The sequence below is a fragment of the Synechococcus sp. CBW1004 genome, assembly GCF_015840715.1.
GTDB lineage: Bacteria > Cyanobacteriota > Cyanobacteriia > PCC-6307 > Cyanobiaceae > Cyanobium.
Genome location: NZ_CP060397.1, coordinates 555,108 through 569,936 on the forward strand (window position 1 = coordinate 555,108; position 14,829 = coordinate 569,936).

14 protein-coding genes are annotated in these 14,829 nt (G+C 67.2%); 7 read left to right on the forward strand and 7 right to left on the reverse strand.

All coding sequences use genetic code 11. From position 1 onward, the window contains the following. The first annotated feature begins 3 nt into the window (after positions 1-3). On the forward strand, positions 4-657 hold the full coding sequence (locus tag H8F25_RS02640; protein WP_197211899.1) for a TMEM165/GDT1 family protein: 654 nt from the start codon (positions 4-6) through the stop codon (positions 655-657). Positions 658-708: 51 nt separating this feature from the next. Continuing rightward, positions 709-1,395, forward strand: coding sequence for a triacylglycerol lipase (locus H8F25_RS02645; protein WP_197211900.1), 687 nt, complete (start codon positions 709-711; stop codon positions 1,393-1,395). Between the two features lie 72 nt (positions 1,396-1,467). Here the strand turns inward: H8F25_RS02645 and H8F25_RS02650 are convergent, their stop codons facing one another. Further along, positions 1,468-1,683, reverse strand: a complete 216-nt coding sequence (locus H8F25_RS02650) for a chlorophyll a/b-binding protein (RefSeq protein WP_197211901.1) — start codon at positions 1,681-1,683, stop codon at positions 1,468-1,470. A gap of 118 nt (positions 1,684-1,801) precedes the next feature. Continuing rightward, positions 1,802-4,321, reverse strand: coding sequence for a PAS domain S-box protein (locus tag H8F25_RS02655; RefSeq protein ID WP_197211902.1), 2,520 nt, complete (start codon positions 4,319-4,321; stop codon positions 1,802-1,804). Positions 4,322-4,542: 221 nt separating this feature from the next. On the opposite strand from H8F25_RS02655, the gene H8F25_RS02660 reads away from it, so the two are divergent. Continuing rightward, positions 4,543-5,238, forward strand: coding sequence for a cupin domain-containing protein (locus tag H8F25_RS02660; RefSeq protein ID WP_197211903.1), 696 nt, complete (start codon positions 4,543-4,545; stop codon positions 5,236-5,238). 107 nt (positions 5,239-5,345) lie between these two features. Continuing rightward, positions 5,346-5,762 carry a molecular chaperone DnaJ gene (locus H8F25_RS02665; protein WP_197211904.1) on the forward strand — a complete coding sequence of 139 codons (417 nt, stop codon included), beginning with the start codon at positions 5,346-5,348 and terminating at the stop codon, positions 5,760-5,762. 143 nt (positions 5,763-5,905) lie between these two features. Here the strand turns inward: H8F25_RS02665 and H8F25_RS02670 are convergent, their stop codons facing one another. From H8F25_RS02670 to H8F25_RS02680, 3 genes are all read right to left on the reverse strand, one after another. After that, positions 5,906-6,862 carry a cation diffusion facilitator family transporter gene (locus H8F25_RS02670; protein ID WP_197211905.1) on the reverse strand — a complete coding sequence of 319 codons (957 nt, stop codon included), beginning with the start codon at positions 6,860-6,862 and terminating at the stop codon, positions 5,906-5,908. Positions 6,863-6,866: 4 nt separating this feature from the next. Then, complete coding sequence (locus H8F25_RS02675; protein WP_197211906.1) at positions 6,867-7,052, reverse strand: hypothetical protein; 186 nt, start codon at positions 7,050-7,052, stop codon at positions 6,867-6,869. Positions 7,053-7,134: 82 nt separating this feature from the next. Then, entirely contained in the window at positions 7,135-8,202 is a 1,068-nt protein-coding gene (locus H8F25_RS02680; protein WP_197211907.1) for a DUF389 domain-containing protein, read from the reverse strand. A 308-nt stretch (positions 8,203-8,510) separates the two neighbouring features. Between H8F25_RS02680 and H8F25_RS02685 the strand changes: the two genes are divergently transcribed. The 3 genes from H8F25_RS02685 to feoB all read left to right on the forward strand — a co-directional run bounded on the left by H8F25_RS02685 (position 8,511) and on the right by feoB (position 12,775). Beyond that, on the forward strand, positions 8,511-10,058 hold the full coding sequence (locus tag H8F25_RS02685) for a SulP family inorganic anion transporter (protein WP_197211908.1): 1,548 nt from the start codon (positions 8,511-8,513) through the stop codon (positions 10,056-10,058). Between the two features lie 31 nt (positions 10,059-10,089). Beyond that, complete coding sequence (locus tag H8F25_RS02690; RefSeq protein WP_197211909.1) at positions 10,090-10,536, forward strand: hypothetical protein; 447 nt, start codon at positions 10,090-10,092, stop codon at positions 10,534-10,536. A 364-nt stretch (positions 10,537-10,900) separates the two neighbouring features. Next, entirely contained in the window at positions 10,901-12,775 is a 1,875-nt protein-coding gene (gene feoB, locus H8F25_RS18020; protein WP_197211910.1) for a ferrous iron transport protein B, read from the forward strand. Here the strand turns inward: feoB and H8F25_RS02700 are convergent, their stop codons facing one another. Further along, positions 12,776-13,003, reverse strand: coding sequence for a FeoA family protein (locus tag H8F25_RS02700; protein WP_197211911.1), 228 nt, complete (start codon positions 13,001-13,003; stop codon positions 12,776-12,778). Positions 13,004-13,126: 123 nt separating this feature from the next. Next, on the reverse strand, positions 13,127-14,689 hold the full coding sequence (locus tag H8F25_RS02705) for an iron uptake porin (protein WP_197211912.1): 1,563 nt from the start codon (positions 14,687-14,689) through the stop codon (positions 13,127-13,129). Positions 14,690-14,829: the final 140 nt, after the last annotated feature.

Sequence of the window (14,829 nt, forward strand, 5' to 3'; positions counted from 1 at the left end):
GCCATGACCGTTTCCATTGCCGCTGACACGGGCCTGGCGGCCTTCGGTTCAAGCCTCACCGCGATCACCCTCGCGGAGCTGGGCGACAAGACCTTCTTCATGGCGCTGATCCTGGCGGCCCGCCATCGCCCCCGCGATGTGTTCATCGGATCATTCGCCGCCCTGACGGCCGTGACGCTGATCTCGCTAGGCCTCGGCTTCGGGCTGCGCGAGATGCTGCCGGCCACGGTGGTGCCCTGGCTGGCGGCGGCGCTGTTTCTGGGGTTCGGCATCAAGCTGCTGATCGATGCCCAGGGCATGGCCGCCGATGAGGCGGAGGAGGAGGAACGGGAGGCGGAACAGGCGATCAACGAGGCCGAGAGCCATGGCGCCATCGTCACCACCTGGGCGGTGATCTGGGAGGCCTTCGCGCTGGTGTTCGTGGCCGAACTGGGCGACCGGACCCAGTTCGCCACGATTTTTCTGGCGACGGCGCCGGCCTTCAGCTTCGCCGGCCTGCTGGCGGGCACCCTCCTCGGCCACGCCCTGGTCACGGCTCTGGCCGTCGGCGCCGGCAAGTGGATCGGCAGCCGCATCAGCGAGCAGCTGCTCTATCGCCTCAGCGGTGGCCTGTTCCTCGCCTTCGGCCTGTTCGCCCTGCAGCAGGCGCTCACCTGAGCCACCGGCCGCGGAGCTCCGATGATGCGACGGCCGTGCACTCCGTCCGCCATGCCGCTGCCGAGCCAGCCGATCGTGATCCTCGGGGGCTTTCTGATCGATCCGCCCGCCTACGGGCCGATGGCCGAGCGCCTTGAGATGCTGAGCGGTCAGCCGGTGCAGCTGGTGCCGGTGGGCAAGGCCGAGTGGACCCTGACGGTGTTCGCCTTCGCCTGGGCCCGCATCCTCGATCGGGTGGCCCGGACCGTGAGCGAGCTGGCCCAGAGCTCTCCGACCGGCCGGGTGACCCTGGTGGGCCACAGCTCCGGCGGCATCATGCTGCGCCTGTTTCTCGATGACGCCCCGTTCCAGGGACGCCGCTATGACGGCAAGGCCCTGGCCGACGTGCTGGTGATGCTGGGCAGTCCCCACACCGCCCTCAAGGCCACGGTGCTGCGCGCCATGGTGCAGCGGCGGCTACCCGGGGCGACCTTCGCCGATCGCGTGCGCTATGCCTCGGTGGCGGGCGATCTGGATCTGTCCACCGCCACGCCCCTGGCCCGGCGGCTCGCACCGGCGGCCTATCGCAACAGCACCGGCGATGCCGACGACCGTGGCGATGGCCTGGTGCCGGTGTCCTCCGCCCTGCTGGAGGGTTCCACCGCCGTGGAGCTGCCCGGTGTGGCCCATGGCGGAGCCTTCGGAGCGAGCTGGTACGGCACTCCGGAGGTGGTGGAGCGGTGGTGGGCCGCCCTCTGATGCCAGAGGGGCCGGCGTCACCTGAGCTGCGGTGAACCGACTCCGATCACGGCTACAGGAGGCTCCCGCGCCTCAGCCCAGATACCAGCGCAGGAGGTCGATCACCTGGCCGGCGGGGCCGTGGCCGGTGAGCAGCTCACCGAGCACGGCGGCGGCGAAGCCCACCATCGCCACGCGACCATTGAGGCGCTCCACCGAGGTGAGGGCCGCCACATTCCAGGGCCGCCGGGTGGTGAGTCCTTCGCCGAAACGCTCGGAAGGTTCGTAGAGGAACGGGCGCTCAGGCATCAGCGGCACGACGGGGTTGGCTGGAGCCTATGGGAGAGACCTATCCTGCGGAGTGCGCAATCGGAGATCGGCTGCCGCTGCATTCCGGCGACCGCTGAGGCAAGGAGCCGGAGAGACCTCAGGCCGGATTCGACGGAGAGGGCGCAGCGATCACCCGGTTGCGGCCAGCACGCTTGGCGGCGTAGAGCGCTTCATCGACACGCTGCAGCCAGTTGAGTTCCGGCTCGGCGCGCAGGCGCTGGGCCACACCGAAACTGGCGGTGACGCTGCCGGCCAGCTCGAACGGCGTGGCTTCGATCGCCGCACGCAGCTTTTCGGCCAGAGCGAGACCGGCCTGCTGGGGGCAATGGGGCAGAAGGAGGATGAATTCCTCGCCACCCCAGCGGCCGAGGCAATCGCCTTTGCGCAGGATGCTCTGGATGCGCCGGCAGAACTCGACGAGGACGAGATCACCGATGAGGTGTCCGTAACGATCATTGATCATCTTGAACTGATCGAGATCACAGAGGATGAGCGTCAATGGCTCGTCGTGACGATCAGAGCGAGAGATCGCCTGCTCGATCAAGGCCTTCAGATGGCGACGGTTCCAGGCCTCGGTGAGCACGTCGACGGAAGCCAGCGACTGGAGATGATCATTGGCGAGCTCCAGTTCCTGTTCGTATTGCTTGCGCTCACTGATATCTCTACAGGTGCCGAGCAGCCGCCTGAAGCCTCCCTGGTCATCGAACAGCGGGACGGCGATGACTTCCGCCCAGACCGTGGAGCCATCCTTGCAGAGGAACTCCACTTCACCCCGGAAACTTCTGAGCTCACGCCCGGCCTGGATATCGGCCTGGAGCTCCTGAAAATAGGCCTTGGCGAGAGTCAGTGAATCAGGGGTCAGGGCATCGTTCCAGGTTTCTCCGATCACCTCCTCGGGTGTGAAGCCACGCAGCCCGAAGATGGAGGGGCTGATGTAGCTGCAACGACCATCCAGTTCGGTGGTCCAGATCACATCCCTGGCGTTGTCGGCAATGAGCCGATAGCGCTCCTCGCTGACCCGCAGTTGTTCGCGCAGGCGATGCTGCTCGGTGATGTTGCGGGACACCCCGATCAGTTCCATGAAGTGGCCCTCGGCATCCATCAGCCCGGTAGCCCTCACCTCGCTCCAGATCGTGCTGCCGTCCTTGCAGATCTCCTGAACCTCCATTTCGAAATTGACGGTGCGACCGGCCAGCAGATCCCGGCGTGCCTGTTCCAGTCCCTGGCTGAAGCGCTCACAGGATTCAGGGGTGAAATTCTGCGACAGCGGCATCGCCATCACCTCGGCGGGGGTGAATCCACGTATCCGCTCCACGGAGGGGCTGGCATAGCTGAATCGGCCATCCAGGCTGATCGACCAGACGACATCAAGAATGTGATCCGCTAGGCGCCGGTGCCGTTCTTCACTCTGCGTGAGACTGGTCATGGCGTTGACCAGGTCATCGATCAGCCGGAAGTGACCCACGAAACCATCAAGACGGCCGTTGGTGGTGATGAAGGGCGTGCAATGGGTTTCGATCCAGTGAACCGTGCCATCCTTGGCGTAGATCTGATCGCGCGCGAGGATCGGCGATCCATTTTCGATCAGGTGCTTCAGATTGGCCTGGTACTCCGCACTCTCGCCCTGATGCACAAGAAACAGGGTGCAGGGCTGTCCGATCCACTCCTGGGGATCCCAGCCCAGGGCGGTGGTCAATGAAGGGGATACCCAGCGCACGCTGCCATCGGTATTGATCAGAAAGACCACATCACCGGAGTTTTCGGCGAGCAGCCGAAACTGCTCTTCGGAGGCTTCCAGCTGGGACGTTGCCTGCTTCAGGGCGGTGATGTCGGTCGAACATCCGATCAGGAACTCGCTTTCCCCCGAGGAGGGATAGAGCAGCTTGCGACTGAGAAAGACCCGCTCGCCACCATCGGGGAAGGGGAGCCGCTCCTCTTCGCACAGGGGACCACCATGCTCAAACACCCTGCGATCGAACGCGACGATCGCATCGGCCCACGGCTCCGGCAGGATGTCGTGATCGCACTTACCGATGATGTTGGGGCCGGGGGGGTAGTCGGCCTGATTCAGATGGGCACCATGGTTGAGATAAATGTAGCGACCACGCCTGTCTTTCATGTAGACATGGGCATCGATATTCGACAGCACGGTCTGCAGCAACGACGGCCTGGCCGCGCTGCCATTCGATGCCACACCACTGTGGGGGCGGAGGATCTGGGCCAGCAGCTGTCGCTCGCCCGAGGGCGATCGGCCGGAGCACAGCAGCTGCAGCAGGACGACAGGATGCTGCTCCGCTGAGAGCCGTCCCTCGAACTGAACCAGCGGCTGAAGCTGGGTGATGACTTCGGCGAACAGATGCAGGCAGCGTTCCTGATCATGGGCATGAAAGAGATCCCAGATGCGCAGCTGCTGCAGATCGGTTTCCTTGCGTCCGACCTGGTGGCAGAAGCTGGGATTGCCACTCCGGATCGAACCATCGGACTCAAGAATGGCCAGGCCGATCTCTGCCTGCTGGATCGTGGCCTCCCAGCTGGCGCCGCCGGAGTCGCCCTCGTTCGAGGAGGTGAACGGGGAGCCTGCCCGTTGGCGCAGGGTGGAATCTTCGACCTGCTTCACTGAAATCCCGAGTCCTGCGTTCTGGGGCTGGTGCGCATCAGCTCAACCGGTTCAGACATTGCGGTGGCGTGTGCGACAGCAAACAGTGGATGGCGACGTGCCATTTCCATTCGGTGGAGATTAAACGGGTTTTCGCTTGCGTGGGTGCCGGACCTTCCCGCCCGCGCCGCTTGCCGGCAAGCACTGCCGGAACGGCGTCCGCCGACCGCCACAATCAAGCCATGGAACTGCACGCCGATCTCGGTCAGCGGGCCGTGCTGGACACGCTGGCACTCCCCTGGATCCCGTCCCCGATGCCGGGGGTCGAGCGCCGGATGCTCGACCGGCGCGGGGCCGAGGTGGCCCGGGCGACCTCGATCGTGCGTTACGCCCCTGGCAGCCGCTTCGAGCGCCACAGCCATGGGGGCGGCGAGGAGATCCTCGTCCTGGAGGGAACCTTCCGTGACGAATCCGGCGACTATCCGGCCGGAACATACCTGCGCAATCCCGCAGGATCCGGTCACGCCCCCTCCAGCGCAACGGGTTGCACGCTGCTGGTGAAGCTCTGGCAGATGCATCCCGCCGACCAGCAGCGGGTGGTCATCGATACGGGCGAGGCCGTCTGGCGGCCGGGCCTCGTGCCGGGCCTGGAGGTGCTGCCCCTGCATGGCTTCGGCTCGGAGCACGTCGCCCTGGTGCACTGGGCTCCCGGCACCCGCTTCCCACCCCACAGCCATCCCGGTGGCGAGGAGCTCTTTGTGCTGAAGGGCGTGTTCGAGGACGAGCACGGTCGCTACCCCGCCGGCCACTGGCTGCGCAATCCCCCGGGGAGCGTGCACCGGCCCTGGAGCGAGGTCGGCTGCACCATCTGGGTGAAGACCGGCCATCTGCCCGCCAGCATGGCGCCCGATGGCGATCCGGCTCCGCTGGTCCCCTGAGCCTCGGTGGATGCGTCAGGAAGCCCCGCGACGGCTCCCGCATCGGGTGAGCGGAGCAAGCCGTGCCTGCCGCTGACCGGGCAAGCTGGGGCCAGATCGGATTCTCCATGCCCCAGACCTCCCGCCAGAAGAGTGACGCCGCCGGCCTGGCCGCCTCGCGCCGTGGCTCCAGCGACGGATCTGCAGCAGGACGCCAGCCTCGCCGGGTTGCTGAGGATGGCGAAGTCCGTGGCTTTGCCGCCAGCGGTGGGGCTCGTGGTCCGCGGCGGAAACAGTCCCGTCGGCGCAGCCCCTCGCTCAGCAAGGCCGACTGGGGGCCGCTGGGCAAGCACCCCGATCTCGACGCGATCGTGGCCCGCCAGCGCCTGCAGTTGCCGCTCTCGGGCCGGCTCAGCGCTGCGGCGGTGAATCAGGCCTGGAAGCGCTGTGCCGCCGAGCACCACCCCGATCGCGGCGGAGCCCACGACACGATGCAGCTGGTCAACGGCGCCCGTGATCGTCTGCTGGGCCGCGGTGAGGCCTGATCCGGCCACCCTGACTCGACCACCACGTCGAACAGCACGCCGTCTCGATGCCGCAGCCTCCATGCCGCCGAGGGTCTGGTCATGCCCCAGGCGTGGCGGATGGCTGCCTGAAGATTGCTGCCTGCAGAGGGGGCTGCCGGGCGTCAGTCCCGCCGTGCGTCCTCAAGCTGCAGGGTGGTCTTGCGGATGCCGAGCTCCTGCAGGCGCCCACGGGCCTCGGCCAGCAGCTGATCCCGGCTGAGGCCCTCGGCCGCCAGCCGATGCGGATCGATCCGCACATGGGCGGTGAGGGCTGTACGCGACGTGCTCAATCCCCAGACATGCAGTTCCTCCACCTGCTGCACTCCCGGCAGGGCCGCCAGGGCGGCTTCGACCCGGCCCAGATCGACATGGCGGGGGGCGGCATCGAGGCTGAGGGCGACGGCCTCGCGCAGGAGGCCCAGGGCGCTCCAGATCACGGCGCCACCGACGCCGATCGCCACCAGCGCATCCAGCCTCACCCAGCCGGTGGCTGCCACCGTCAGGGCACTGAACAGCACCGCCACCGAGACCGCGGCATCGGTGAGCAGGTGCAGCACCGCCGCCCGCTGATTGAGGTCATGGTGATGGTCGTGGCCGAACAGCCGTGCCGAGAGCAGGTTGATCGCAATGCCCGCCGCCGCCGCCCACACCACTGGTCCGGCGTCCAGGGTGCCCGGCTCGATCAGCCGCTGGATCGCCTCGACGATCACCACCGCGCCGGCCCCGAGGATCAGCAGGCCATTGGTCAGGGCGGCCAGATGGGTGCTGCGGCCGTAGCCATAGGTGAAGCGGCCCCGCCCGGGCCGGCGACTGAGCCGATCCGCCGCCCAGGCCAGCACCAGCCCGACCACATCGCCGAGATTGTGCAGGGCGTCCCCGATCAGGGCGAGCGAACCGCTGCTGAAGCCCACCACCAGCTGCAGGGCCGTCAGCCCGGTGTTCAGCGCGATGCTCCAGCGGAAGGCCTGACCGCTGCGCCCGTCGCCGGGGTGTTCGTGTCCAAGGCCGTGGTGGGCATGGCCGATGGACTCATGGCTGTGGCCACCGGCATGGTCCTGGCCGGGATGGGGGTGCTCCATCCGCTCAGGCCTCACCGTGGGCGGCCAGATAGGCGGCGATCATGTCCTCCATGCCCTTCTGGGTGCGCCCATGGGGGCGCAGGCCCTTGGCGGCCCAGAGCTGGTCGAGCCGCATGCGCAGCTCCGGGGTGATCCAGCACGAGAGCAGCAGCTTGCCGTCGCGACTGGAGCTGCAGCGCCTGGGGGTCATGGGCATCTCCGCCTCGCTGAGTACATGTATACAAGTGGGTGGGCGCCCCTGCGGGCCGCGCACCGTCGCGCTGCGCCCGCGATCACTCGGTGGCCAGGAGCTCCGGAGCCCTGAGCGCGCTGTCGAGGCCGTCCGGGACGGCTGGTGGATCCTGCGGCACCAGCTCCGGGGGGTTGGGCTCGGTCTCAGGGCCGATCACATCCACGGACACGCGCTGCACGACCAGCCGGTAGCGGATGGGTTGATGGTCATTGATGTAGGCCTGAACCTCCGCCACCTGCTTGGCTGTCGGCAGGCGTGGATTGGTCACCCGCACGGAGGCCCGGATCAGCGGCGGGTTCTGGGTCCAGTCAATGCGGACCGTCACCAGCTCCGAATCCTTGCCGAGCGTGAGCGTGCGGTTCTTCAACGACGCCGTGATCGCCTTCTCGATCTCCACCAGGGCGGCCGTGCGCCGTGCCTGAGCCATCAGCGAGACAAAGCTTCCCGACAGCGGGATCAGCAGCAGAGCGGTGAGCAGGAGGCTGACCAGTCCGAGGCGACTGCGCCAGAGATTCACCCGGAATTCCGGCTGGCTGATCGCCAGGGTGATCAGTCCGCCGCTCAGGATGCCGAGCAGGTTGGCGGCAAACAGCAGGGCGGCCCCCAGCGCATCGCTCCACTGCGCCTCGGAGAGCAGCAGCCCGAAGGCGCAGACCGGCGGCACCAGGGCCACGGAGATCGCTGTTCCCGCCAGCGAGGAGACGGCCTTGGCGCTCACGGCGGCATAGGCCGCGATCGCACCGGCCACGAGGGCCACGCCGAGATCCAGGAGGTTGGGCTGGGTGCGGGCGGCCACCTCTGCGCCGAGGATCGGCAGCCCCACCAGCGATCCGAGCAGCACCGACAGCGCCACCGTGATCGCCAGCCCGATCAGCAGCGTCAGCAGGGCCCGGGCCACCAGACCCAGACGGCCCTGCAGGATCCCGAAGGCGGCGGAGCGCAGCGGCAGCATCCACGGTGCGATCAGCATCGCCCCGATCACCACGGCGCTGCTGTCGGCCAGCAGGCCCAGGGTGGCGATCGTCCCGGCGGCGAGGGTCAGGACGAGGAATTCCTGATCGCTGCGGGCATCGTCCTCGAACTGTTCGGCGAGGTCCTGCTCGGTCATCTCCGCCCGGTCATGCCCTCCCAGCACACCACGAGCCGGGCCTGGGGGACCAGCCGCCAGGCCACTGGATGACGGGCCACTGGATGACGGGGCACTGGATGACGGGGCACTGGACGGCGGGCTCGCCCGGATGCAAGAGGCTCCATTCGGAACATGGCTGGCCCGCTGCCGTGCCGCCCGAAGGGTTCCGGATGGCGCTGATAGGTTGTGCCCATGGTGAACAGTCCCCCGTAGCAGGGCCGTTGTGCTGCTGGAGCCCCGGGAGGGCCCTCGACGACCGCTGTGACTGAACGCTGAGACTGAACCTCGTGACCTTCTCCCTCAAGGAGTGGTGGGACCGGCCCCACCGCGACATCCTCTCGGGCCTGGTGGTGGCCTTCGCCATGATCCCGGAGGCGATCGCCTTCTCCGGCATCGCCGGCGTCGATCCCCGGGTGGGGCTGTTCGGAGCCTTCCTGCTGTCGGTGACGCTGGCGGTCGTGGGCGGGCGCACCGCGATGATCACCTCGGCCACCGGCTCCACCGCCCTGCTGATGACGGGTCTGGTGCAGCAGGGCGACGCCCTCGGCGAGGGCATGGGACTCCAGTTCCTGCTGGCGGCCGGCATCCTCACGGGCCTGCTGCAGATCGCCTGGGGCTATCTGCGCCTGGCCCATCAGATGCGCTTCGTGCCGCAGCCGGTGATGGCGGGCTTCGTGAACGCGCTGGCGATCCTCATCGCCCTGGCCCAGCTGCCGCAGCTGGGGCTGGACTGGTTCCAGCCCGAACCGGTGCCGGTCACGGCATCTCAGCTGCCTGCCGTCTGGGGCCTGATGCTGCTCACCCTGTTGATCATCTACCTGCTGCCGCGGCTCACAACCGTCGTGCCCTCGGCCCTGGTGGCGATTCTGATCAGCACCGGTCTCTCGATCGGGCTGGGGCTCGACATCCCCACGGTGGCCAGCCTCGGCACCCTGCCCGACGGCCTGCCGCAGTTCGGCCTGCCCCAGGTGCCGTGGACCCCGGCCACCCTCGGACTGATCCTCCCCACTGCCCTGGCGATCTCGCTGGTGGGTCTGATGGAGACCTTCCTCACCCAGGACATCCTCGATGACCTGACCGACAGCTCCAGTCCCAAGAACCAGGAAGCGCGCGGTCAGGGCCTCGGCAACATCGTCAGCGCCCTCTTCGGGGGCATGGCCGGCTGCGCCCTGGTGGGGCAGTCGGTGATGAACGTGGGCTACGGCGGTCGCACCCGCCTCTCGACGCTCACCTCCGGCGTGGCCCTGCTGGCGATGATCCTGCTCGCCAGCCGCTGGGTGAATCAGATCCCGATGGCCACCCTGGTGGGGGTGATGGTGATGATCGCGATCAACACCGCCAACTGGGACTCGATCCGCGCCATCCGCCGCATCCCCAGAAGTGACACGGCGGTGATGCTGCTCACGGTGGTCGTGACGGTGCTCACCCACAACCTGGCCGTGGGGCTCCTCTCCGGCGTGGCCCTCGCTGGCATCCTCTTCAGCCGAAAGGTGGCCAAGGTGATCGCCGTGCGCAGCGAACGGCTCGCCCCCGACCACCGCCTCTACCGGGTGCGGGGTCAGCTGTTCTTCGTGAGCAGCATCTATTTCCGCCAGGGATTCGCGCTGCATGAGCAGCCCCATCCCGCGCGCGTCACCATCGACATGGGTGAGGCGCACATCTGGGATCAGAGCGGTGTGACCGCCCTCGATCAGGTGATCCGCCGTCTCAAGCTCGGTGGCAGCGTCGTCGAGGTGGTGAACCTCAATCCCGAGAGCACCGACCTGTTCGCCCGCATCGGAGTCGCCGAGGAAGCCGGTGGGAGAGTCGGAACGGCGCTGAACGCGGCACATTGAAGCCCTGGCCCCCCTCCACCTCTGGATCCCGATGACCTCCTCACTGCGCCATGGCCTGCGGCTGATCAGCCTCTGGATGGTGTGGCTGCTGGCCATGCTCTTCCACGTCGATCTGGGCCTGATGCCGCTGTTCCACGGTCAGTCACCGGAGATCCACAGCCATGTGCACAGCGGGGCGCTCCCCTGGCTGTTCGGGGCGATGCTCGCCTATTTCCTGTTGCCCCTGATCGCGATTCTTCTCATCGCTTATGCCTGCACGTCCGAAGCGCCCGCGCAGCGCTGGCGCGGCTGGCGGCGGCTGCATTTCTGGTTCAGCATCGTCTACACGATCACCAACATTCCCCACCTGCTCGCCGACATCCTGGTGCCCGACTCCAGGGTGGATCAGGTCGTGCTGATGGTGGCGCTGGTGGTGTTCGGGCTGCTCATCAACCTCGAGGGATGGCGCTGGTGGCGCCAGAGTTCCAGCATTGCCTGAGGGCCGCGACAGAGCGACACGCGGCTCTGTCACAAATGTCACGCCCCCAGCCACCTGGGGCGGTTGCATCAAGGATCCCTGTCTTCCTAGAGAGGCATTGGCACCACAATCCCGTGTCGATGCAAAGACGGACCCGAACGATCCATCACGCACTTGTGTCTGCTGTCGCGATGGAATGTCGGGTGAGGGAACAGGAGCCCAGGCCCGCCCATCGCCTTCAGCACAGGCCTCTCACCTGGCGGCCTTTCGTTCCGGTGATGCTCACCACGCTGCATGGCTTGGGCCGCACCGTCACCGCCTTCCTCCACCTCCACCGGCTGACTGGTTCAGCCAAGGCTCCTGGAGCGGCCGGCGGAGCCCTTTCATGAGTGCCGCCCGCTCCCGCCGCAACGGCTGCCACGGGACCACCACCGACCCTCGCCCCAGGGGCGGGGTGGTGACCGTGGCGCTGCTGGGCATGCCGAACACCGGCAAATCCACCCTCTACAACCGGCTCACCGGCGGCAACGCTCAGATCGCCAACTGGCCGGGCCTGACGGTGGAGCTGCTGCGCGGCGCCATGCCCTCCGACCGCCAGGGCCGCGCCTATCAGCTGGTGGATCTGCCCGGCATCCACGACCTCAGCGGCAGCAGCGAGGACGAAGCGGTGGTGCAGCGCTTCCTGAGGCAGACGCCGCCGGATCTGCTGCTGCTGGTGCTCAACGCCAGTCAGATCGCCAGCCAGCTGCGCTTCCTGCTGCAGCTCAGAGCCCTGGCCATCCCCACGGTGGTGGCCCTGAACATGAGCGATGAGGCGCGGCGCTTCGGCCTCTCCATCGATGCTCACGGCCTGGAGCATGCGCTGGGAGTGCCCGTGCTGGCGGTGAGCGCTCGCCGCAACCAGGGCATCTCGGAGCTGATCGCGAGCGTGCACCAGCTGGGCGAGGGCCTGAGCGGCCCACCGCGGGAGGCCGATCTGGATCAGGCCCTGGCCGACATCCCCCAGGAGTGGGTGGAGACCCTGCTCTCGCAACACGTGCAGCTGCCGCCGCGCCAGGTGAACCGCCGCACGCGCCGGGCCGATCGCCTGCTGCTCCACCCCTTGGTGGGAGTGCTGCTGTTTCTGGCCATCGTTCTGGGCCTGTTCCAGCTGCTCTATGCGGTGGGCACGCCGGCTCAGGATCTGGTGGGCAGTGGGATCGACTGGATCCAGGAGGCGCTTCTGGAGCCGGTGCTGACGGCCCTCAACACCCCCCGGTTCCTGCGCGATTTTCTGATCGACGGCGTCTGGCTGGGGGTGGGCACGGTGGCCACCTTCCTGCCGATCATCTTTCTCTTCTACCTGGTGCTCGCCGTGGTGGAAGACTCCGGCTATCTGCCCCGGGCGGCCTTCCTGATGGATGGCTTCATGCGCTGGCTCGGCCTGGATGGCCGCGCCTTCGTGCTGCAGGTGATCGGCTTCGGCTGCAACGTGCCCTCGATCATGGGCACGCGGGTGATCCGCGACCGCGGCATGCGCCTGCTCTCGATGCTGGTGATTCCGTTTGCGCTCTGTCAGGCGCGGTTGACGGTGTTCCTGTTCATGGCCGACGTGTTCTTCCCGAAGCCCTGGTGGGCGCCGGGATTGGTGGTGTTCGGCTTCTATGTGCTCAGCTTCGTGGCAGTGGTGATCACCGGACTGGTGTTCAAACGGGTCTATCCGAGCCAGGAGGCCTTCGTGCTGGAGTTGCCTCCCTATCGCGCGCCGAGCCTCAGCACGATCCTGCGGCGGGGATGGACGCAGATGCTGAACTTCATGGTGACCACCCGCAGCTTCATCGTGCTCGGGGCAGCGGCGATCTGGCTGCTCACGAACCTGCCGCCCGGTGCGATCCAGGGCAGTGGCAGCACGATCGCCGACTGGATCGGTGGCCTGTTCCAGCCGCTGCTCGGGCCGATCGGCATGAATCCGGCACTCACCGTGTCGCTCTTCTTCGGCTTCATCGCCAAGGAGATCCTGCTCGGGGCGATGGCCGTGATCTACCGGACGAGTGAAGTCGATCTGGGCGGGGTGATCAGCGGCCTGATCACCCCCTTGCAGGCACTCAGTTTCATGACCTTCGTGCTCCTCTACACCCCCTGCCTGGGGACGGTGGCGGCCCAGCTCCAGGAATCGAAGAGCCGCGCCTTCGCGCTGCTGTCGCTTGGCTGGTCGTTGCTGCTCGCCTGGCTGATGGCCCTGGTGGTGTTCCAGGGCGGTCGCCTGCTGGGTTTCGGTTGATCAGCCGCAGGGGCGCACGCGCATCTCGCGGGCGTGCTCATCGCGCAGCATGAACTCCACAAACCCGCAGGCCAGGTGCAGGATGCCGCCCGGTCTGCCCCGACGCACCACCTCCACTTCGGCTCCGGGACGGATGCCAAGGGCCTTCAGTCGCTGCATCAGCACGGGATGGGACGGCAGGCTCTCGATGCGCACCATCACGCCGCGTTCGATGCTGCTGAGGGGCATGAAAACAACCTGAAGCAGTCTTCACCCTACGACCGGCATCCAGCAGCGAGAGGCTGCTGCGTTGTCACATCGGTCACAGGGTCGCGTGGTCAATGACGCGGCCCTGAGTGGACGCAGCCCCGCTCAGAACCGGAAGGAGGTCTTCACCAGGCCGCCCAGCTGCCGGAAGCTCTCGCCGCTCGGCGTGTCTCCTCCCAGCGGCCGGCTCAGATAGAACAGTGCCGGCGTGATGGCGATGTTGTCCGTCACCTGGAACTTGTACCACCACTCCCAGACGACGTTGCCGTCATTCGGTGTGGCGCCACCCTCCAGGCTCGTCGCGAAGGTGGGCTGTCCCACCCCCATCCCCAGCGCGTTGCCCGCCGCAAACACGTCCTGCCACTGCAGGCCCACGCTCCACGACTGGCTGGTCGTCACCAGGCCGTCGCTGGCGACACCGCTGTCATAGCTGGTGCTGTTCACGCCCCAGCCGGCGCTGATCGAGGGGATCCAGCCCGCCCTGGCCGGTTGCCAGTAGCCGCTCAGCCCGAAGGCCGAGGTGGTGCCGGGGTTGCTGAAGCTGCTCAGCGCGAAGTTGGTGCCATAGACAATCAGGTCGTTGCCGTTCTGGATCGACGAATAGATCGCCGCCAGGCCCCAGTTCTCCTGGCTGTAGCCCACCTGCACCGTGCCGGTTCCCCCGGATCCCGCCGTGGCGATGCCACCGTCTGCCGGTGATCCCACATCCCCGTTGGCGGCCACATAGTTGGCGCTGATCGCAAAGCCGTTCTTCTGCCACCACACCCCGGCGCCGGCGCCGAGGTTCTTGTTGTAGGCCGCCGGTGCACCGCCGAGGGTGAGCACATCCAGCACCGTTTCAGCCGGATACACGCTCGGCCAGATCGCCAGCATGTCCTCCTGACCGATGCGGCCGCCGATGCTGAAGGTGAAATCGCCGAGCGGGAACTGATAGAAGAGACGATCGATCGCCACCACATCACGGCCATCGGCGCCGCCGAGATCCTCCTGGAACGCCACCTCCAGCTGCGACAGGCTGCTGGGCCCCGCCCCCCCGAAGCTGCTGGCGGCAAAATTGCCGCCGCGCAGGTTGGTGCGCAGCAGATCCTTACCGCTGAAGCTGGTGTCGAACGTCAGCTGCAGGTCGTAGTTGAACGTGGTGGCTCCATAGAGCTCCCGGCTGCCGTCCACCAGTGCATCGGCGCTGCCGCCGAAGCTGTTAGCGCCCAGCACGAAGGTGGCCTGGCCCGACAGCTTGGTGGTGGTCGAGAACTGGGTGCTCTCCAGCTCTCCCACCTTGGCCTCCAGGCCATCGACCCGGCCGCGCAGCACCGCCAGCTCCTTCTCGAACTCCGCCATCAGCGTCCTGAGCTCGTCGGTCACCTCGCTGATGCGATCGAGGCAGGCATTCAGCAGGGCCGCGGCCTCGTAGCGGCTCATCGCCTGCCCCCCCTTGAAGGTGCCGTTGGGATAGCCCGCCACGCAGCCGTAGCGCTCGATCAGGTTGCTCAGCGCCTGATACGCCCAGTCCGTCGGACGCACATCCGAGAACTGGCTGATCGAGGTCACCTGCTCCCTGGTGGCGTAGGCATTGACCCCGGCAAGATTCAGCTCGGCGGCCTGGCCTGACAGCGGGACCAGGAACCCCAGGGCCATCGGTGCCAGGGCCCAGCGCTGCATAGGTGTCATCGGCTCTTCAGATCAGAAGGAGGAACAGGACAGGCCGGGTGACGTCCTGACGCGCGGGAATGATAACGGTTCTCATACGGTCTGGCAGTGGCGGGCCCGGTAGGTGCACGGCGCTCGGCGCCGGCGGCCCGGCAGCGGAG